Origin of the sequence: Haloferula sp. A504 (assembly GCF_044385805.1) — a bacterium.
GTDB lineage: Bacteria > Verrucomicrobiota > Verrucomicrobiia > Verrucomicrobiales > Akkermansiaceae > Haloferula.
In genome coordinates this window covers 42,997-62,292 of the sequence record NZ_JBISBU010000028.1, presented here as the reverse complement: position 1 = coordinate 62,292, position 19,296 = coordinate 42,997, and the positions used below count along the sequence as shown (strand labels likewise).

15 protein-coding genes are annotated in these 19,296 nt (G+C 67.1%); 6 read left to right on the top strand and 9 right to left on the bottom strand.

Translation table 11 applies throughout. From position 1 onward, the window contains the following. The 4 genes from ACG2LG_RS13785 to ACG2LG_RS13770 form a co-directional block, all read right to left on the bottom strand. A partial coding sequence (locus ACG2LG_RS13785) for a hypothetical protein (protein WP_396259885.1) occupies positions 1–218 on the bottom strand: 218 nt, incomplete at its 3' end. Then, positions 215–1,285, bottom strand: coding sequence for a pyridoxal-phosphate-dependent aminotransferase family protein (locus ACG2LG_RS13780; RefSeq protein WP_396259884.1), 1,071 nt, complete (start codon positions 1,283–1,285; stop codon positions 215–217). The genes ACG2LG_RS13780 and ACG2LG_RS13785, both read right to left, overlap by 4 nt. A gap of 54 nt (positions 1,286–1,339) precedes the next feature. Beyond that, positions 1,340–3,886, bottom strand: a complete 2,547-nt coding sequence (locus ACG2LG_RS13775) for a tetratricopeptide repeat protein (RefSeq protein WP_396259882.1) — start codon at positions 3,884–3,886, stop codon at positions 1,340–1,342. Positions 3,887–3,944: 58 nt separating this feature from the next. Then, complete coding sequence (locus ACG2LG_RS13770; protein ID WP_396259880.1) at positions 3,945–5,318, bottom strand: sigma-54-dependent transcriptional regulator; 1,374 nt, start codon at positions 5,316–5,318, stop codon at positions 3,945–3,947. A gap of 193 nt (positions 5,319–5,511) precedes the next feature. Between ACG2LG_RS13770 and ACG2LG_RS13765 the strand changes: the two genes are divergently transcribed. Continuing rightward, complete coding sequence (locus tag ACG2LG_RS13765; RefSeq protein WP_396259878.1) at positions 5,512–6,090, top strand: type II secretion system protein; 579 nt, start codon at positions 5,512–5,514, stop codon at positions 6,088–6,090. Between the two features lie 60 nt (positions 6,091–6,150). Here the strand turns inward: ACG2LG_RS13765 and ACG2LG_RS13760 are convergent, their stop codons facing one another. Further along, positions 6,151–7,875, bottom strand: coding sequence for a hypothetical protein (locus ACG2LG_RS13760; RefSeq protein WP_396259877.1), 1,725 nt, complete (start codon positions 7,873–7,875; stop codon positions 6,151–6,153). Between the two features lie 166 nt (positions 7,876–8,041). On the opposite strand from ACG2LG_RS13760, the gene ACG2LG_RS13755 reads away from it, so the two are divergent. The 5 genes from ACG2LG_RS13755 to ACG2LG_RS13735 are packed head-to-tail and all read left to right on the top strand — an operon-like array spanning position 8,042 to position 13,540. Then, entirely contained in the window at positions 8,042–8,668 is a 627-nt protein-coding gene (locus ACG2LG_RS13755) for a Tfp pilus assembly protein FimT/FimU (protein WP_396259875.1), read from the top strand. Then, the gene (locus ACG2LG_RS13750) at positions 8,665–9,156 is read left to right on the top strand and encodes a hypothetical protein (RefSeq protein WP_396259873.1); all 492 of its coding nucleotides are present in this window, start codon (positions 8,665–8,667) and stop codon (positions 9,154–9,156) included. Before ACG2LG_RS13755 ends, ACG2LG_RS13750 begins: the two co-directional genes overlap by 4 nt. Next, positions 9,153–9,887: a PilW family protein gene (locus tag ACG2LG_RS13745; RefSeq protein WP_396259872.1), complete on the top strand. Its 735-nt coding sequence runs from the start codon at positions 9,153–9,155 to the stop codon at positions 9,885–9,887. Before ACG2LG_RS13750 ends, ACG2LG_RS13745 begins: the two co-directional genes overlap by 4 nt. Next, the gene (locus ACG2LG_RS13740) at positions 9,877–12,885 is read left to right on the top strand and encodes a hypothetical protein (protein ID WP_396259870.1); all 3,009 of its coding nucleotides are present in this window, start codon (positions 9,877–9,879) and stop codon (positions 12,883–12,885) included. Before ACG2LG_RS13745 ends, ACG2LG_RS13740 begins: the two co-directional genes overlap by 11 nt. Further along, positions 12,869–13,540, top strand: coding sequence for a hypothetical protein (locus ACG2LG_RS13735; RefSeq protein WP_396259869.1), 672 nt, complete (start codon positions 12,869–12,871; stop codon positions 13,538–13,540). The genes ACG2LG_RS13740 and ACG2LG_RS13735 overlap by 17 nt, the downstream gene beginning before the upstream one ends. A 4-nt stretch (positions 13,541–13,544) precedes the next feature. Here the strand turns inward: ACG2LG_RS13735 and ACG2LG_RS13730 are convergent, their stop codons facing one another. The 4 genes from ACG2LG_RS13730 to ACG2LG_RS13715 form a co-directional block, all read right to left on the bottom strand. Continuing rightward, a complete protein-coding gene (locus ACG2LG_RS13730) occupies positions 13,545–14,918 on the bottom strand; it encodes a hypothetical protein (RefSeq protein WP_396259867.1) in 1,374 nt (457 codons plus the stop codon). A 206-nt stretch (positions 14,919–15,124) separates the two neighbouring features. After that, a complete protein-coding gene (gene nagB, locus ACG2LG_RS13725) occupies positions 15,125–15,877 on the bottom strand; it encodes a glucosamine-6-phosphate deaminase (protein WP_396259866.1) in 753 nt (250 codons plus the stop codon). 164 nt (positions 15,878–16,041) lie between these two features. Continuing rightward, positions 16,042–18,264: a tetratricopeptide repeat protein gene (locus ACG2LG_RS13720; RefSeq protein ID WP_396259865.1), complete on the bottom strand. Its 2,223-nt coding sequence runs from the start codon at positions 18,262–18,264 to the stop codon at positions 16,042–16,044. A 78-nt stretch (positions 18,265–18,342) separates the two neighbouring features. Then, entirely contained in the window at positions 18,343–19,215 is an 873-nt protein-coding gene (locus ACG2LG_RS13715; protein WP_396259863.1) for a glycosyltransferase, read from the bottom strand. Between the last annotated feature and the right edge of the window lie 81 nt (positions 19,216–19,296).

Genomic DNA, 19,296 nt, shown 5'->3' with positions numbered 1-19,296 from the left:
CGAGCGACACCTAGATCTGCCCACAGGGCGAAGTGCTTGCCCGGAAAGCGGATACCGAAGCCCGCGACCCGGAGGGTGGATTTCGCACCTACGCCTTCGGGTCGCCGTTGAGGAGGAAGATGATTTTGCCCTTGGGCGCAAGGGCCTGGAAGCACCTCGAGTTCGACCTCGGCTTCGAGGCAGGCTTTGACGATCCGGTAGCCGCTCTCCCGATTCACCCCAGCACGTCGTCCATCGCGTCGATGAGCTCCTGCATGGTGGCTTCGGTCTCGTTGCCCATGTTGGAGATGCGGAAGGTGAGACCCTTGATCTTGCCGTAGCCGCCGTTGATGAGGAAACCGTGCTTGGTCTTGAGCTCCTTGATGAAGGCGGGCAGGTCGAAGCCGTCGGGTGTGGCGAAGCAGGTGAGGGCCTTGGAGCGGCGGCCTTCGGGGGCGAACAACTCGAAGCCGTGCCGGGCGCCCCACGCGTGGATCATCGCGTTGGACGCGGCGTGGCGCGCGTAGCGGGCGTCGAGGCCTTCCTTCTCGATTTCCCCGAGGATGTGCTGCAAGCCGAAGAGGTTGGCGATGCAGGGGGTCGAGGGGGTGTTGTTCTTGGCGTCGTTCTTGGCGAACTCGAGGAAGTCGAAGTAGTAGCCGCGGTTCGGCGTGCCCTCGGCGCGGGCCAAGGCGGCCTCCGAAACCGCGAACACCGCGAGACCGGGCGGCAGGGCGAGGGCCTTCTGCACGCCGGCGAGCATGACGTCGGCACCGATCGCATCGAAGTCGACCGGCACGGTGGAAAGGGACGACACGGTGTCGATGATCAGCATCGTGTCGGGGAAGGACTTCACGACCCCGGCGATGCCGTGGAGGTCGTTGAGCACCCCGGTGGAAGTCTCGGAATGGATGAAGGTGACGGTGTCGAAGCCACCTTCCTCGAGTTTGGCGCGGACCACTTCGGGGTCGATGGCCTCTCCCCACTCGACCCGAATCTTGTCGGCCTCGTAGCCCATGCTTTTCGCCACGCTGAACCACTTGTCGGAAAAGGCACCGCAGCACAGGCAGAGGACCTTTCCGCGGACGAGGTTGCGCAGCGCACCCTCCATGACGCCCCACGCCGACGAGGTCGAGAGGAAGACCGGGCGTTCGGTGCCGAAGATGGTTTTCAGTCCGGGTTGGAGCGATGCGTAGAGTTCTTCGAAATCGCTGCCGCGGTGGCCGATCATCGTCCGCGACATGGCGGCGTAGGTTTCAGGCGAAACGTCAACGGGACCGGGAGCGAAGAGTTTTGGATAAGCCATCGCGGGAGAGGTACGACGCCCCGGGCCGATCGCCAAGCGGAATGGCGGCAGGTGCTATTTTTCCCAGAGAAAGTGCTCCATGCCGAGGGTCTTGGCGCGCTCGGCGGCCTCTTCGGCACGGGGTCCGCCGAGTTGGGCGATCCGGCGGGCGAGCTTCATGGCGGCGACCCATTTCTCGCGCTTCTCGAGGATCCGAAGGGCGGCGAAGCCGCACGACTCGATCGCGTTCCAATCGCCGCGAGGGCTTTCGGGAGCGGCCTGGATCACATCCATGTAGGAGCCGAGGGCCTCGTCCTGCCGGTCTTCGAACGACTCCAGAGCGAGGCCCTTCTGGTAGAGAATCCGGAAGCGGGCAGGAGAGTCCCCGGGCAGTCCCTCGAGAAGCGTCTCGTAGAGAGCGAGCAACTCCTCGAGCCGCTCCGGGTCTCCCGAGGCGCGCGCGAACAGGGCGTCGCCGAGCATCATGCCGGCGCTGAGGCGCAGGGGGTCGTCGGGTTTCATCGCGTCGAACCACGGACGGAGGGTTTCGACGGCCTCGTCGAGGCGGGCGAGCCGGATGAGGATGTCGGCCTTTTCCAGCCGGGCGACGGCGGCGAAGGGCGAGTCGGGCTGGATCAGGCGGTCGAAGAGCGAAATCGACTCCGCCTGGGATTGCGGGGTGGCGCCCTCGGCGGCGGCGCGCGCGGAAAGGAGCAGGGCGGCGGGGGCCTGGGGCGATTCGGGGAAATCCTTGGCCACGGATTCGAGCACCAGCCGCGCCTCGTTGAAATCACGGTTGCTGAACAGCGCGCGTCCCTGCTCGAAGCGGAGCAGCGGCGCGGTGGGGTCGTCGGGGTGGGACTTGAGGAAGGCGGCGGCGCGATCCGCGGCTTCGCGCCATTCGTTCCGGCTCTGGTGGAGACGCATCTCGGCCAGCGCGAGGGCCGAGGGTGAGAGGGAGGCGGCCTGCTCGGGATCGATGGCCCCGAGCATGCGCTCCGCGACGTCCGGCTGCGGCGGGATGGCGGCGAGGGCGGCGAGGGCGGCGTTCAGGCGGGCGGTGTCGATCCGCGGGTGGTCCGGGTGACGGCGGACGAAGGCGAGCAGCGACGGCAGGGCTTCGGGCGAGCGTTCGGAGGCGAGATGAAGCGAGCGCTCGAGCTCGAGCTGGACTTGGAGGTCGGGATCCCCGGCCTGATCGCGGAGCTGGTCGAAGGCGGGGATGTTGCCGCCGGCGAGCAGCGAGGTGGCGGCATTCAGCCGGGCGGAGCGGCGGCGCTCGGACTCGAGCAGGTCCGCTGCCCGTTCCCACAATTTTCCGGCTTCGTCGTAGCGCTTTTCGTTGTAAAGGGCGCTGGCTTCCAGCGTCAGCGCCTGCGCCCGCAATTCCGGCGGGGAATCCGGGCCGAGCTCCTGAATGGCTCCCAGGCAGGCGTTGGCCCGCTCGCGGTTTCCGGCTTCGAGCTCCCAGCGGCCACGAACCAGCAAGGCCCACGGGACCAGGGAATGATTGGGGTATTCAATGCGCAGGCGGTCGAGGAGGCGTCGGGCGCGGGCCGGGGCGTCGGGCACCGGCTCGCGTTTGAGTCCGATCGCCAGGTGAAAGAGCGCCTGGGGAGCCAGGGGGTCGGCGGGAGGGTTCGGCAAGGGCCACGCGCCGAGCGCCCCGGGGCGGTTTCCCGGAAGTTCCGGCCCCTCGACCCGGGCGGCGGGCACCCATTCGCGCAGTCGGCTGAGGATCGGATCATTGGGTGCCGGTTCTTCCGGAAGGCAACGGATCAGGAGTTCGAAGGCGCGGCCCAGAACCGGCGAGTCCGGATTCTGCTGAATGAATGCCAGCAGCCCGTCGGCGGCGGCTTCCGGGTTGCCGCTCTTGAGCCGGGCGCGGGCGAGGTGAACGTAGGCTTCGTGGTGGGCTTCCAGCGTCTGGTAGCGCGGGACCTCGACCAGGCGGCTCAGGATGGTGGCGGCGGCCTCGGTCTGGTCGAGGTTGAGCAGGCACTTGGCGCGCAGCAGGCGGGTCGCCTCCGCCTCCCCGGCTTCGAGTTTTTCCGGGTCGCCGAGTGAATCAAGAGCTTCCTGATGGCTTCCGAGCTCGATCAGGATCTCGGCGCGGAGCAACCCCGCGGCGGTGGGGGCCTTGGATCCGGCGAGCAGGGGTTCGAGGGTTTCGAGCGCGCCCTTCGGATCGCCGATCGCCCGCTGGAGGCGGGCGCGGGTGAGGGTCGCTTCGATGGGGTAGGGATTGTCTTCGGGAAGCGCTCCGAAGGCCTCGACGGCATCGCGGAAACGACCGTCGGCCGCCATCGCCTGGGCGGCCCAGAAGGGGCGGGCCGGATGGTCGGCCAACTCCGGCGATTCCAGAATTTCCAACGCCGCCGCCCCGCGATCGCCGCGGACCTTGGCTTCGGCAAGTCTCAGCAGCAGGGTGGTGCGATCTTCCCCGGACAAGCCCTCGGTCTCGAGCGCGGCCTGGAAGCGGTTCGCGGCGACTTCCCAGAGCCGGCCTTCGAGAGCGTCGAGCCCCAGCTTGTAGGTCGGGATGTCCTCGAGGGTGGTTTCGGCATGCAGCATCCCGATGCCGAAAAGGCCCAGCAGAATGGCGCGCGCTCCGGACTTCATGGCCTCAGCATAGCCTTCAAGGGTGCGGGATGACGACCGCCAAATGGCCCGGAACCTGTCACAGCCATCGCTTGAACTCGGCGGCGCTGACCCCGAGGGCGGTGGCGGCGCTCTTGATGTCTCCGTCGTGGCGCTCGAGCAGGCGACCGGCGAATTCCGAACGCAGCCAGTTCTGCCCGCCATCCCGGGGCAGGGCATCGAGCAGGGTGTCGACGGCTGCCCGGACCTCGCCTGCCGGGCGGCCGGGGGCGGTGGTGAGGTTGATGTCGGCGGGCAGCAGCACGTTGGACGATGCCAGCGCGCAGGCGCGCGAGATGGTGTTCTCCAGTTCGCGGACGTTGCCGGGCCAGTCGTGGTGCTGGAGAATGCCGATCGCCTCGGCCGACAGGCGGATCCTCGCCATGCCGTTCTTGCGGGTGATCCGCTGGAGGAAAAATTCGGCCAGCAGGGGGATGTCCTCCGGTCGTTCGCGCAGCGCGGGCAGGCGGATTTCGACGACGTTCAGCCGGTAGTAGAGGTCCTCCCGGAAATTCCCCTTGGCGACCTCTTCGGCGAGATTGCGGTTGGTGGCGGCGACGATGCGGGCGTCGGCGGTCATCGTTTCGTTCGAGCCGACCCGCGAGAAGGTGCCGTCCTGGAGCACCCGCAGCAGCTTGACCTGCACTGATGCCGGCATTTCGCCGATCTCGTCGAGGAACAGCGTGCCTCCATCGGCCTGCTCGAAACGCCCGGGCCGCCGCGCGATCGCCCCGGTGAAGGCGCCTTTCTCATGCCCGAAGAGCTCGCTTTCGAGAAGGTTCTCCGGGATCGCGCCGCAGTTGATGGCGAGAAATTCCTGCTTCCGCCGCGGCGAGTACTCGTGAACCGCCTTGGCGACCAGTTCCTTGCCGGTGCCCGACTCGCCGCTGACCAGCACGGGGGCATCCGACCGGGCCACCCGGCCGACCACCTTGAAGACATCCTGCAGCGCCCGCGACATGCCGATGATCTTGATGCGACCGTCGTTTCTCGCCTCCTGGATCTCCTCGATTTCGCCCACCGAGCGCCGGTCTTCGGCGATCTGCAGCGCGCTCTCGACCACCGGCCGGAGCTCGAAGGACAGCGCCTCCTTGCGCAGGACATCGTGGGCGCCTTTCTGGGTGGCTTCGATGATCTGGCCGGTGCTCGGGAAGCCCGTGGTCAGGACGAACAGCGTGTTCGGGGAGGTTTCCCGGGTCTTCGACAGCAGGTCGAGGCCCTCGAAGGGCTGGAGATTCAGGTCCGCCACGACGACATCGACGGGCGTCTTCGCCACCACCTTGAGGGCCTTGTCGGCCTGGTCGCAGCGCAGGATGTTGAGCCCCTTCGCCTTGAGGTGCTTGGTCGCCCACTCGAGGAAGTCGTGGTCCTGGTCGACGAGCAGGATCGTCTGCTGGGGGGATTCCTTGGCCATGGGTCCGCCGCGGGGCGGTTCGCAGCTTGATGCCCGTGACGCCCGCTTGCAAGGCGGTAGCAGAGTATGCGGAGAAGGTCTCCGAGCGATGGAAACTTGCGATTTGGGTCGATCGGGGCTTCCTTTCATCGTGGTCGAAGCTTGCGTCCGCCCTCCGGGTTCGCTTCGATCCCTTCATTCGAAAGCCAAACACATGAAAAATCCCCACTCCAATCATCGCTCGAAAGGTTTCACCCTGATCGAGCTTCTCGTCGTCATCACGATCATCGCCGTGCTCGCCGCGATGAGTTTCGCCGGCGTCAACGCCGCGATCCGCAAGGCCCGGACGACCGAAGGCAAGGTCGCGGCTTCGGCGGTATCGACCGCGGTCAACAACTTCTACAGCGAATACAGCCGGCTCCCGGATCTCTCGAACGAGGTCAAGACCGATACCGGCGAGGGAGTCGAGTTGCTCCGGATCCTCCTCGCCCAGGAGGGCAGTGGCGATGACGTCGAGAACACCCGCGGGATCAATTTCCTCAGCGTCAAGGAAGGCAAGGGTCGGCGTGGAGGACTCTACTACGGTTCGGGAAACTCCAATCAGGTTCAGGGTCTCTACGATCCCTTCGGCAAGCCCTACACCGTCGTTCTGAATACCGAGTATGAGGACGTCCTCAACTTCCAGATGGGCGGACGCACCTACAACCTGCGCGGCCAGCAGGTGGCCATTTACAGCCCGGGCGCCGACGGTGAGCTTGGAACGGTCGACGACATCACCAGTTTCCAGCGGTAGTACCCCGGGTGCTTCCATTCTTTCCGCCCCGCGATCCTTCTGGGTTGCGGGGCTTTTTTGTCACTTGAGCACCGCTTCCACCCCCATCGCGGACTTGCGCAGGAACTTCGGCATCGCCTGCTTCCGCCGCGGCCGGAAGGCGCGATAGATGAAGCCGAGCAGGTGCAGCGTGAAGATGCGGTCGACGAGTCGATAGCCGCGCTGGCGCCGGAGCAGCAGGCCGGCGACCCAGGCGAGGGTGTGGCGTTTCACCCGGAGGGGCTTGAAGGAGAGCTTGATCCGGTAGCGCGAGCGCCCGGAGGAAGGCCATGTCTCCTTGTAGGTCGCCTTGGCCTGTCGCAACTGCCGGGCGATGTTCTCGTCGAAGGGCAGGAAGTAGTAGCGCCGGGCGAGGCGGACGATGTGGCTGAAGTCCCGCCAGTGGCGGATGTCGTCTTCCGGCAACCCGGCCTCCCGGGCGAACTCGATCATTTTCGGAAACAGCTCGCAGGCGGCCTCGCCGGCCCGCAGCGCCCGCTCGGGGTCGGTGACGAAGTGGCGCATGACCTTGCGCACGGCGTGGTTGATGAACAGGCAGTCCCAGTAGATGTGCAGCAGCGGCGGGATCCGCACCCGGCGGAAGAACAATTTCTGCCGGGCGAAATCCTCGATGTACATCAGGTCGTGGACGATCGTTTCCGAGGCTCTGAGGAGTTCAAGGGTGGCGAAGGCCCGCTCCCCGCCCACCAACTCGCGCACCGCCTCGTCCACCGGCTGACGGTCGCGGAAGATCCGTGGAACGACGTGGGCGTTGAGCCGGATCCAGATGTCGTTTCCCGCGTCGGGCAGGAAGGCGAGGCGCCGGAAACGATGCCAGCCGCCGGTCTGGCACCAGACCGAAACTCCCACAAGATTCTCGGCCTCCTCCAGTTCTCTGGCGTACTGCTCGCAGTCCCAGCCGATGAAGGAGGGGAACTCGCCCGCACCCTCGTACTCCCGGCGCGCCTGGAATTCGATGATCTTGGGATGGCTCGTGCGGAAGAACGCGCGGTTCAGTGGCAGGTAGCGGAAGAAGTCGCTCTCCCCGAACTTCATCGAAACGATGAAGCGCGGCGAGTCGATCCCTGCCAGGGTGCGGGCCAGGGTGTCGCGATGCCAGATCAGGTCGCCGATCCGGTGGGCTCCGACCGTCCAGGTCCGCAGGACCAGATCCCGTCCGCGGGCCTCGAAGACCGGCACCAGCCGCCGCAGGAGCCGGTTGGTCCCGCTTGGCGAGGTGAGGTGGAGGCGCGAGTGGATCGGATCCTTCACGTCCACCCCGTCGCTTTCGCCGATCCGCAGGATGATCCCGGCGAGGACCGGGAAATCCTCGAGGCAGTGATCGATCAGGCCGCAGAAGTAGTCTTCCAGGGCCTGGCGATCACTGCCGATCGACTCCTCGATGGCGGAGGTCAGCGGGATGATGTCGGAGGTCAGGTAGATCTTGAGCCCGAATTCGTCGAGGATCCGGAAGCAGGCGGCGAATTCCTCGCGGAAGACCCCGATGCGACGGACGACCTCCGGCTCGTGGAGCGGATGTGGGACGAGGTGGGCCAGGTCGTCGAGCGTGACCGCGTTGTAGCCGAGCGCCGAGACCTCGCCGGCGAAGTGCCTCAGGTCGGCGCGGATTCCGGCCCACTGGTGCCGACGGGCCTCGCCTTCGGTGGCGAGGTGGGTGAAGGGGATTTTCGACCAGTTGATGCGGCGCTTCCCGTAGCCCCGGAAGAAGGGCCCGATCGCATCGATCAGAAACAGGCGAGGCGACATCAGGCCGGGAGGGAAGCCGGTCTTTAAGGGATCGGAAATATCAGTGGTTTGACGAAAATGTCACCTTGGTTGGAATTGCAACGATATCGTGGCACGGCGATTGCGGGCGTGCCATCTGCCGCGGGACTTGATGAACTCGCCCCGTCGCGCAATTTTGCCCACTCACGTGTCCCGCCCGCCCCGCTTCCGCCGCCCGAGTTCGACCGGATTCACCCTGGTCGAGTTGATCGTGGTGATCGCAGTGGTCCTCCTGTTGATGGCGGTGGGTGTCGGGATGCTGACGCAGTCCCGCGGCGAGGCGCTGCGCAGCGCCACCGAGCAGTTCACCAGCCTGGTCGAGCAGGCCCGCACCACCGCGATCGCCCGCCGCACACCGATCGTGCTGGCGATTCAGGAGCCTGTTCAGTCGGATCAGGGAGCCTGCCGCGTCGGGCTTTTCGAGCTCGGCGAGTGGAACCCGGATGCGCCCAACGAAGGCCGGCTGGTCCAGCGCTGGCAGACGCTGCCGGACGGGGTGGCGCTATTCGGCGGGGAAGTTGACTCCCTGGCCAACGTGAAGGACCAGCGGGCCATATCCCTGACGTGGAAGGGAGGCAGCGAGTCGGCCGAAATGTCCGGGCTGGTGTTCAGCCCGCGGGGCGGCTTGCTGGCGCCGGCCGGATCGGAGTCGGTGGTGGTGACCTTTGCGGCGGGGACCTATCGGGACGGAAACGCCGTGCGGACCGGCGACGAGCGTGGCAAGGTGATCCGGGTGGGGCGGGTGGTCGCCCGGCCCTGGCAAATGGACTTATGAGAACCCGACGTCGATCCCACAGCCCCGCCGGAGTCTCGCTGCTCGAGGCAGTGATCGCCGTGGGGGTGATGGCCGTGGCGGTGCCGCTGGCCCTCAGCGCCATCGGCAGTGCCGGCGTGGTCGGCGTTTCGGCACGCGCGGAGACCCGTGCTCCGGGCATCGCGGATTGGTGCCGGATCGAGCTGGAAGCGGCGCGGCGCGGCGAGTCGCAGGTGCTGCCGCCGATCCTCGCCCGCGAGGCCTTTCCCGCCGGCGGCGAGGTGCTGGCGCTGGCCTTCGATCGCGAAGGCTCGCTGCTGGGGCGCGTCGAGAGCGATGACTTCCAAGCCGGGATCGACCGACTCGGGGACGAACGAGTATTTTTTCTGGCGGCGCTTTCCGGTCGGCCGGACGACCGCGGCGTGGTGGTCACGGTGAACGTCGAGTACCCGGCGGCCCGGCCGGCGGAACGCCGTGATGCGGTCGCCTTTCACACGATCCTGCCATGAGAACCCGTGCCGGATTCACCCTGGTCGAACTGATCGTCTCGATGGCCATCGGCAGCATCGTGCTACTGCTCGCGGTGGGCGCCCTGCGCGCGGTCGGCGAAGGCTACGGGCGCGGCACCGACGGGGTCGCGGCCGAGCGCGAGGCCCGCGCCGTGCTCACACAGGCGGCCGAGGATCTCTCGAAGGCGGTCGGTGGGCGGGAAATGGTCTTTGAGCAGAATGGCGAGGGCTGGCACCGGGATCGGCTCGGTTTCTTCTGCCTCCAGCCCCCCGATGCCCAGAGTGACGCCGAGCGGGTGGGGGACTTGTGCGCGGTCGTTTACTACGTGAGCGACATCGAGATGGGGGGCGACACCGTGCGATGCATGATGCGGGGATTCCGGGGCAGTGGGGAGACCTTCGAGGCGTTGCGGGCGGGCGAGGAGGCCGGCTTGTTCCTTCCCGATCCCGCGGATGAACCGGTGGCCTTCGGCGTGGTTTCCTTCGAGATGAAACCGCTGCTTCGGGATGCCACGGGCTGGACCGCGTGGCGGGCGGAAGATGATCCCGGGTGGAACGGACCCGACGCCGTCGCGATGCGCATCGTGGTGGCACGCCGCGAGCTCAGCGCCAAGCTGAGGGATTCCGCCGCTTGGGACGCCAGCCCCTTGCTTGGGGAACCCGATGAAGCCGAGCTTTCCGACCAGCTCGAGATCTACGAAATCCTGCAACACTTCGCCCATGCGTCCTGAGCCTCCATCGCGCGCCCGGCCCGGCGGCTTCACCCTCGCCGCGGTGATGGTCATCCTGGCGGCGATCCTGCTGCTCAGCGTCGGGGTGCTGGCCGTGGTGGGCATCGAGCGCAAGACCGCCCGCTCCTATCTCGATGCGAAGCGGGCGGAGTGGATCGCCCGCGCGGGCGTCGAGGAGGTCCGCACCCTGCTGCGCGACGAGACGCTTGACGATGACTTTCTGATCGTGGCGCGTCCCGCCGAGGAGGACGCGGAAACGACCACCGAGCCCCTCGATTACCTCTACCTCGCCCGCGGCGAGGGAGGCGGGGAGCAGGTGCGCTACCGGCTCACGCCGCTCTTCAGCACGGGTTCGGACCCCGCGGAGGTGAGCGATCTTCAGAACCTGCCGGATCCCGCGACGCTGGTCGGTGAGGATGTCGAGAGCTTCAGGACCTTCCCGTGGGCGGATGCCGCCCGCACCGCCTGGATCCCGGTGGAGAACGACGCCAATCAGGTCGTCGGCCGCTACGCCTTCTGGGTCGAGGACCTGCAGGCCCGCGTGGGTCTCGGAGGGGATGAGGACCTCGATCCGGATGATTTTGCGCGCGAGCCGTGGCCGCACCCGGCTCCGGGCGTGAAACCCGATCCGGAAGGACCGCCGGTGGAGCTCGCCCTGCATGCCTTTGACCCCGAGGCCGGGGACGACCCCGAGGCCACCGAGCTGGATGAGCGCCTGGTGGAAGGCCGGCCGCTGATGATCTCGCCCGACTCGGCGCTGGCGGCGGCGGGCTTCGAAGCCCCGCTCGAGCGGGGTGAGGACGGCCGCCTGCTCGACGCCGCGGCCGACACCGTCGAGCGCGGGGTCGCACCCCGGGTGCGAGCGTACGAGGAACGCCCGCTGGTGCCCCATGCCCGTGGCATCGATGGCGCGTTGGCCGGGGAGCCGAAGCTCAATCTCAACGACCTGCTCGCGAAGCCGCGCGACCAGGCGATCGAGGATTTCAAGAACCAGATCGAGGCCGGCCTGCCGGACTTCGAGGACCGCAAGGGGGCCTTTCCCGACGACTACCTCGGGACCCTGGCGGCGGGAGCGTTCGACTACGCCGACGAAGACGGGGACGCCACCTTGGGCGCGGGCATCCGCGGCATCGACGGATTTCCGCTGCTCAGCGAGATTTTCCTCCACATCCACTACCGGGGGCTCGAGCTCGACGACGACGGGAAATACCTGACCTGGACGGTCAGGCTCTTCGCCGAGGTCTGGAACATGACCGACAAACCCGTCGCCGGTGACATCCAGCTCAGCTACGAGAACGGGCTCTCGACCACGGGCATCGGGGCGCTGCCGCAGGGCCTGCGGTTCGATGATCCACGGCTGATGCTGGACCCCGCCCAGACGACCCACACGCTGAGCCAGGAGGACGGTCGCTTCTGGTCGCAGCCGGTGGCCATCGCGCTCGAGCCGGACCAGTACGAGACACGCGAGTTCGCCACCATCGACTACCGCATCTACGTCAGTCCCCGTAGCGGCCCGGGCAGCGTGTTCATCACGAGCTTCGCGCTGACCGAGCCGCTGGGAGCGGCCGGGGTGTCGATGCGTTGGAATGGCGACGAGGTGGACCGGGTCGATCGAATCGTCCGTTATGCCGTCGGCGACACCGGTTCGGACTTCCGGTTTGAAGCGACGCGGCAGAAGTATGTGACCAAGGCGGCCATTTCGGGGCACAGCTACGGTCCCTACGGCGACTTCATCAACAACATGGGCGACCCGCGGATCTCGAACTACATCCGCAGCATGACCTATCCGCTGGGACTCAACGCCTACCCTGACAATGCCAGCCCCAACCGGCGCAACATCCGCCGCGGGACGATCTACGACCGCGACTCGTCCCGGAAGTTGAAAGCCTACGGGCGTGTGCTGCCCTCGGAATGGCCGGACGGCGGGCACGACTCGATGGTCGGCAGCTGGCGGACCAGCGGCAACGATGCCACCTTTCCGACGAATCCGGCACTGATCGGGAACCCTCCGACCCCCGAGGCCACGTATGCCCCCCACCGCCTGTCGAACCTGGGGCGCTTCTATTCGGCGACCGAACTCGGCCGGGTGTTCGACCCGGTGATGTGGTGGCCGACCTACCCCGACCTGCCCAACCGCCCGGGCTCGGGCGCCCAGGACACTCGTTCACTCGCACCCCGGCCCCCGCAGCGCGGGGGGATCCTGCCCACCCGTCGCGACCGCTGGCCGGAGGTGAGCATCGCGGCGGATCCGAGCGCGGTCCATGGCGGGGGAAACACCCTGCGAATCGGGCGTCCGGAACACGAGCGGTTCCGCGACGAGGAGGGACTCCGCGCCGCCCACCTGCTGGATCTTTTCCACGCCGGCAAGTCCCGCTCCGAGGACGAGGCCGAGCGCGAAGGCCCGCTGGTGATGATCGACGGAAAGGCGAACGTGAACACCGCCACGCCCGCCGCGCTGCGCTCGCTTGCCGCCGGTCTGCTGGCGCAGGATCCGCAGCTTTCCCAGGTCCTGAGTCCCTCCCATCGTCCGGCTCCGCAGATGGCGGCCTTCACGCGGCCGATGGAGCTTGGCGCCCCGGAGCGCGACGAGCTGGCCGACTACATCGTGAACGCCCTGATCGAGTCGCGGCCCTTCGCCAGTGCCGCCGAACTGGCCGAGGCCCGCACCCGGGCCCCGGATGGCACGGCCGACCAACCGGTGTTCGGAAACCGCGACTTCCACGACCTCGGCGACCGCGTCCGCTGGAACGATGCCGCCGCCGAGGAAGTCTTCGCCCGCATTTACGAGGGGACCACGCTGCGCTCCCGCAATTTCCGGGTATGGGTCGTCGGCCAGGCACTGGCGGCGCGCCCGGCGGGAACCGCCGGCGAGCCCGAGGTGCTGGCGGAATCCCGCAAGGTCTTCTCGGTCTTCGCCGATCCTGGCGAACGCGATGCCAACGGGGAAATCGACCCCGCCACCTACCGACCGATCATCACTCATGAGAACGATTTCTAGTCTGTTGCTCGTCCTTGCCTCGCTGGCCCCGCTCGCGGCTCAGGACGACGGGGCGAAATATGGCTTCATCCGCCTGGTGAATGCCGTCGCCGCCGGCGAGGGGAAGGTCACCCTGCTTCTGGACGGTGCGGATCTGTATCCCTCCGGCTACCAACTGGGCGATGCCACCGGCGGCATGGGGGTGGAAGCCGGACGCTGCAAGGTGGTGGTCCAGCGGGATGGGGCGAAGGACGGCACCACCACCATCCAGGTCGAGGAAGGCAAGACGACAACCATCATTCCCTTTGCCGAACTCATCCCGGCGACGGACGACGAACCGGAGCACTGGCAGATCCGCATCCTGCGACTCAAGCAGAAGGCCGAGTCGGAACGCCGCAACGCCACCTTCGTTTCCGTGGCGCGGGACGACGCGGTGCCGGTCGAGATGCGCGACCCCGACGGCACCTGGAAGAAGTATCAGGTGAAACGCTTCGACACCACCGTGGCCCCGATGAACTATCCCGAGGGCTACGTCCCCCTGCGGATGAAGGGGCGCGAGCTTCCCTCCATCCCGGTCCTCGACATCGGCAACTATGTCGTCGTTCTCTACAACGACGCCGACGGCGAAGTCCAAGCCCTCAACTTCCGCGACTTCCACCACGTCACGGCGGATTGAGGAATCACTCAAAGAACCGCTTCAGCGCCCGCTGTTCGTCGGGGTCGAGGGACTCGCGCCAGACGCGGTCGCCACCGGCACCGGTCGCATCGACCGAGCCGCCGCTGCCATCGCGGGTGGCGTTCTCGTCGACCTCGTGTTCGCCGTCCTGGAGCTGGAGCAGGTCGCCGGGAAGGGAACGTGAGAGGTCCTTGGCTTCCATCGCTTCGAGGTCGCCGGTTTCGAGCGTCTCGCCCTCGGCTCCAAGCACGCCGGGAGCATGGCCGGGGCCGCGATTGACGCCGCCCTTGCCTCCCGGTCCGTCGCCGGGCTGGTCGCCGCCCGGGCATTGCCCTTCGCCACCGCCGTTGCCGTCGCCATCGAGCAGTTCGTCGAGCCATTCGTCGCCCTGGCCGCCGCCTTCGCCGCCGCCCTGGCAGTCCTTGCAGGCCTGGCCGGCCTGACGGAGGTTCTCGCGCAGCTGGTCGAGCTGTTCCTGGTTGAGCTGGCCGAGATTGTTCGGGTCGAGTTCGCGAAGCTGGTTGAGGAGTTCGGGATTCGGTTTCAGCGCGCCGTTCTGGAGTCCCTGCAGCGCCTGGTCGAACTGGTTCATGAGCTGGTCCTTGCGCTCCTGAGGCATGCCGCCGGCATTTTTCTGCAGGCTGCCCAGGGCGCGGTCGGCGCGCTCCAGCTCGCGTTCCAGCCGCTCGAGTTCGGAGTTGTGCTGCTGCTTCAGTGAGTCGGTCGCCTCCAGCGAGGAATGGCTGAACCATTCGTCCTCGTCGTTCTGGCGCAGCTCTTCGAGCTTCTTGCGGGTCTCCTCGAGGTAGTTCTCGTCGATCAGTTCATCCTGCTCGAGGCGCTCGAGATCGGCCTCGATCTGCTCCCACGCGAGGGGCTCGTCCGGCCCGTCGTCGGGATCCTGCGAAACGGCGGCGACGGGGATCAGCAGGCCGCCGAGGAGCAGGGCGAGGGCGGCGACCGGCGGGATGACGACCCGCTGCCAGTTCCAGCCGAGGCCGGGATCGACCTTGCGCGGCATCGCCGGCCACGGAGCCACCCCGGCGCGGGCCGCGGAGAGGCCGTTGCGCAGTTGCATGGTGTCCTCGATCCGAACCATGGAGGTCTCCACGTTTTCGAAACGGCGACGGGCGATGAGGAAGGCAATGCCGCCGAGCAGGACCACGGCCCCGGCCGTCCAGAGGCCGAGTTGCCACGCGGGCAGGTCCGGCACATGCCGGCGGACCAGAAGCAGCGTGCTGGCACCGGCGATGCCGAGTATGATCAGCGGTGCCGCGAGGGTTTGAACCCACCAGCCGAGATTGACCTGACGGGCCACCCGGGCCGCGGCGGTTCGCCATTCGGCGGCGAGATCCAGCTTCTTCGGTTCCTCACCCATGCATCCAGCATAGCGCAGCCGGGCCCGGGATCGATGTGAAATTTTGGTGAATGAGGGGTCAGGAGCGCGCGACGCCGTCGCGCCAAGAGAGGCGGGAGGGTGGAGTGCGAGGGGATGAGGCCGGTTCCGACCAAATCGGGAAGTCAGCCGGGCGGGTGACTTCCGCTTCCAAGCTTGGGCGCTGCGCGACAGCGTCGCGCGTTCCCTTACAAGTCTGCAGCGGCGGGCCGGTCGAGGTAGAAGGTGGCGTCCGGGTGCTTCTGAAGGAATGAGGCACTGACTTGGGGCGTCACCGGGCCCTCGATCGCTTCGCGGACGATCGAGGCCTTCTTCTCGCCGAAGGCGAGGAGGCCGATGCGCCGGGCCTCGAGAATCGTTCCGCAGCCCATGGTGATGGCGTGGGTCGGGACGGCGTCGAGGCCGCCGAAGGCGGGGGCCGCATCCTGCCGCGTGACGGGGTCGAGCTCGATGCACCGGGTGCGGCTGTCGCTGGGCGAGCCGGGCTCATTGAAGCCGATGTGGCCGGTGCGCCCGATGCCGAGCAACTGGAAGTCGATGCCGCCGGCATCGCGGATGGCCTGCTCGTAGCCGGCGCAGTGGGTGGCGATGTCGTCGGGATCTCCGGAGGGGATGTGAATGTTCTCCGCACGGATGTCGACGTGGTCGAAAAGCTGCCGGTGCATGAAGGTCCAGTAGCTTTCCGGATGATCGCGACCGAGGCCGAGATACTCATCGAGATTGAAGGTGGTGACCCGCTCGAAGGAGACATCTTCCTCGCGATGGAGCCGGATCAGCTCCTGATAGAGGGGGATGGGGGTGTTGCCGGTCGCCAGGCCCAGCACCGCGTTCCGGCCCTCCGAGTTGATCGTCCGGATCAAGCCGGCGAGTTCGGAAGCGAGGGAGCGGCAGGCCGCTTCGCGGTCGGGGAAGATCCGGACATTGGAGGGAGGCTGGGCCACGGGCGGGGGAAATGGAAGGGGGGGCGAGAAATGTCAAAGGCAAAGCGGCCGGCTCCAACTGGTAGGGCGATCCGGCCGGTGGCTGTCGCGCCATAGGCCGGGGCGGGAATCCGATCAATCGGAGGACTTGATGATCGAGAGTCCGCCTTGGATGCTGAGCCCGATCAATTCCGCTCGAGGCGCTGGGCGAGTTCGGGATTCGGCGGAGCGCCGTTCTCGAGAGCGAGATCGTAGTGCTTGCGACCGTCGCCGGGGCGGCCGGTGCGGTCGCAGAGGATGGCGAGGTTGTAGTGGGCCTCGGCATGGGTCGGCTCGCAGGCCAGGGTGGTGCGGAAGGCCTCCTCGGCTTCGGTGAGGTCGCCGTTCCGGAAACGGGCATTGCCGAGAAGCATGTGGCCCTCGGCATTGGTCGGGGCGAGCTCGACGGCGCGCTCCAGCGAGATGATGGCCTCGATCTGGTCGTCGAGGCGCGAGCTGAGGATGTGGCCGAGCATGCGGTGGGCGTAGGGATTCTTCGGGTCGAGTTCCGAGGCGCGGCGGAACATGTCGGCCGCGGCGATGGGTTCCTCCAGCTTGTATTCGACCAGACCCAGCATGCACATCGCCGTGTCGTCTCCCGGGTGGCGTTCGATGATCATTTCGAAGGCCTCGCGGGCCGCCCGCAGGCGATCCTTGCGGTAGGCGCGGATGCCGGCCTGGCGATAGGGCTCGAGCTGGCGTTCGAGGCCGGCGAGGTTGCGCTCGACCTCCGAGCGGGACTTGGCGTAGGGCGAGACGATCACGTCGTCGACCACCTTGCCTTCGATCACGCGGAGTTCCTCGGGGGAAAGGTTGAGTTCGACGCCCTGATAGATCTGCACCGCGCCGCGGATGGTCTCGTCCTCGCGGGCCTTGTCGGCGAGGGCGGCGAGCAGCATTTCGCGTGCTTCGGCCCGCTTTTCCTGAACCCGCAGCTGGCGCTGGATGATGGCGCGCAGCATCGCGACTTCGGCGGGATCCGCCTCGCTGCCGCCGAGCAATTCCTCCTCGGTGCGGAGGCGTTGCTGCAGTTCGGCGATGCGCTGCTGCTGTTCGTCCCGCTCGCGGCGGAATTCCTGAATCCGCATCTTGCTGATGGCGAGATCGCGCAGGGCCTCCAGCAGGTCGTCCTTGGTGGCGTCGTTGTCCTCCTTGAGAATTTCGTAGCGCTCGCGGCTTTCGCGCAGTTGCCGGTCGAGCGCCATGTTCTGGTCGATCACGTCCTGGAGCTGGCCGTCTTCATTGAGCTTGAGCAGGGCGGCCATCTGGTCGCGTTCGCGCAGCAGTTCGTTGCGCTCCTGCTTCAGGTCGTCGAAGGAGGCGCGGACCTCGGCGAGTTCGGTCTCGAGGGAGCGGATCCGGTCGTTGGCCTCGCCGAGCTGCTGGTCCTTGGCCTCGAGCTGGGCGCGGAGCTGCTTGATCTGCTTGAGCTGGCCGGCGACGACCTCGTTGGCGGCCTCGCGCTCGATCTTCAGGTTGCCCTCGGCATCGGCGACCTGCTGCCGGAGCTGGTCGACCTGCTGCATCAGCCGGGCGCGCTCGTTGTTGAGGGCCTGGACCTGGGCCCTCGCCTCGGTGGTTTCCTCGCGGCTCGCCTCCAGGGCGCGCCCCATCACGGCCTTCTCGTCCTCGAGGGCATTGATGCGGCGGGCCAGCGCGTCGATTTCCTCCTGCACGGGTCCCGAGGCAACCTCGCGGCGCAGCCGGTCGAGTTCGGTGCGGGCCTTGTGGAGTTCGCCGACGGCGAGGTCGCGCATCTCCTCCTGGGCCTTTCTTTCGGAGTCGCGGAGCTGCTCGGAGGCACGGCTGCGCTGCTCGGCCTCACGTGCCCGCTTCGCGAGTTCGGCGACCTTCCTCTCCAGTTCGGCGATGCGCCGGGACTCGAGGGTCTCGACCGGGCGGGTCGGCCGGACCGGGGCGGCGGGCATGTGGGTGTCGAGCGGCTTCGGCTGCTCATTTTCGATCACGCCACCGCGTCGTGCGCCGCCTTCGAGTTCGGCAATCGCCCGCTGCTTGTCTTCCTTTTCCTTGAGCACACGCGGGCCGATTTCGGCGATGTTGTCGAAGGTCTTCTTGCGTCGCCCGGCGACCATTTCCTTTTTCCATTCGGGAAAGGTGCGGGCGACGGTGTCGAAGAGCTGCTGGGCGCGTCGCAGTTTTTCCAGCGACTCGGTGAATTTTCCGGCCTCGGCGAGTTTTTCGGCATCGCGCGTGAGAAGCCAGCCCTGGAAGTAGACTTCGGAAGGATCGAAGCGGGCGGGAGCGGGGGCAGGCGGCGGGGCCTGGGCGGCAGCCGGAGCCACGCCGATCGCCAGGGCGAGAAACGCCGCGGCGAGCAGTGATGGAAGGCGACCGGTGGCGGATCCCATGGGCGGCGGAGGCTACGGGACGTGCGACCCTCCCGCAAGGGGGAAAGTCAGTTGCAAGAGCCCCGGGAAAACGGCGGGTTATCGACGCAAGACTCTGGCGCTCAGCGCCCGGAGGGATGCCATGGGAGCCAGTGCGAAGGCTTGGAAGGCAAGCTGGTAGCCCCCGGGTCCCGGTGCATGATTGGCGTGCCCGAAGATTCGCATCATGATGGTTTCCATGGCCCCGGCCTCTTCGAAGAGTGCCCGGTGCCGACGGGTAATCCGCAGCAGTCCGCGGCCGCGCAGGAGCGAGTTGGCGGTGATCTGGTCGCCGTGGACCAGGTAGGTCATGAGGACCTCCGGGATCGAGTGGTAGCGGGCGAAGCGTGCCAGGCGGATGTGCAGCTCGAGATCGTTGTAGGCGGGCAGGTCTTCGTCGAGGCCACCGGCCCGCTCGAGCGCCGCGCGCCGGATCACGCAATTCCCCATGTCGACCGCCACCTCGGTGCGAAGAAGCGGACCGAGGATGTCACCTTCGAGTTCAGGAATGAGGTTCTCGATCCACTCGAGCTCGGAGCCGCGGGCGGATCCGTGATGAACACACTCCTGGCCGAAACACACCACGTCGATCGAGGGGTCCGCGCGGAAAGCTTCAAGGCAGCGGGAGACCGCGTTCGGGTGGTAGCGGTTGTCGGAGTCGAGAAAGGCGACAAACTCTTCGGTTCCCTCTTCCAAGGCGGTGATTCTCGGTCCCTGGGGCCCCTTTGCATGGCGGTTCCGGAGGTAGCGGAGTGACGGGATCTCCGCAGCGAGGCGGTCCATCAGGGCGTCGGTCCGGTCCGTCGAGTGATCGTCGCAGACGTAGATGACGACCCCGGGGTGGGTTTGGGCGGCAGCGCTTCGCACGCAGTCTTCCAGAAGATTCTCCCGGTTGAAGGTAGGGGTGATGACGGCGACGCGCTCCGTTTCCATTGACTGGGCTTCGGGGAATACCGTGTTCCGGAGAAAAAGCGAGATGAGATTGCTCGCCTTTCACCGTCGAGGGTCGAAACG

What these genes read in the sequence shown, in the direction of transcription:
- ACG2LG_RS13760 (WP_396259877.1), bottom strand. Translation starts at nt 7,875, where the DNA reads ATGTCGCCTCGCCTGTTTCTGATCGATGCGATCGGGCCCTTCTTCCGG.
- ACG2LG_RS13775 (WP_396259882.1), bottom strand. Translation starts at nt 3,886, where the DNA reads ATGAAGTCCGGAGCGCGCGCCATTCTGCTGGGCCTTTTCGGCATCGGG.
- ACG2LG_RS13770 (WP_396259880.1), bottom strand. Translation starts at nt 5,318, where the DNA reads ATGGCCAAGGAATCCCCCCAGCAGACGATCCTGCTCGTCGACCAGGAC.
- ACG2LG_RS13745 (WP_396259872.1), top strand. Translation starts at nt 9,153, where the DNA reads ATGAGAACCCGTGCCGGATTCACCCTGGTCGAACTGATCGTCTCGATG.
- ACG2LG_RS13750 (WP_396259873.1), top strand. Translation starts at nt 8,665, where the DNA reads ATGAGAACCCGACGTCGATCCCACAGCCCCGCCGGAGTCTCGCTGCTC.
- ACG2LG_RS13765 (WP_396259878.1), top strand. Translation starts at nt 5,512, where the DNA reads ATGAAAAATCCCCACTCCAATCATCGCTCGAAAGGTTTCACCCTGATC.
- ACG2LG_RS13780 (WP_396259884.1), bottom strand. Translation starts at nt 1,285, where the DNA reads ATGGCTTATCCAAAACTCTTCGCTCCCGGTCCCGTTGACGTTTCGCCT.
- ACG2LG_RS13735 (WP_396259869.1), top strand. Translation starts at nt 12,869, where the DNA reads ATGAGAACGATTTCTAGTCTGTTGCTCGTCCTTGCCTCGCTGGCCCCG.
- ACG2LG_RS13715 (WP_396259863.1), bottom strand. Translation starts at nt 19,215, where the DNA reads ATGGAAACGGAGCGCGTCGCCGTCATCACCCCTACCTTCAACCGGGAG.
- ACG2LG_RS13730 (WP_396259867.1), bottom strand. Translation starts at nt 14,918, where the DNA reads ATGGGTGAGGAACCGAAGAAGCTGGATCTCGCCGCCGAATGGCGAACC.
- ACG2LG_RS13720 (WP_396259865.1), bottom strand. Translation starts at nt 18,264, where the DNA reads ATGGGATCCGCCACCGGTCGCCTTCCATCACTGCTCGCCGCGGCGTTT.
- ACG2LG_RS13740 (WP_396259870.1), top strand. Translation starts at nt 9,877, where the DNA reads ATGCGTCCTGAGCCTCCATCGCGCGCCCGGCCCGGCGGCTTCACCCTC.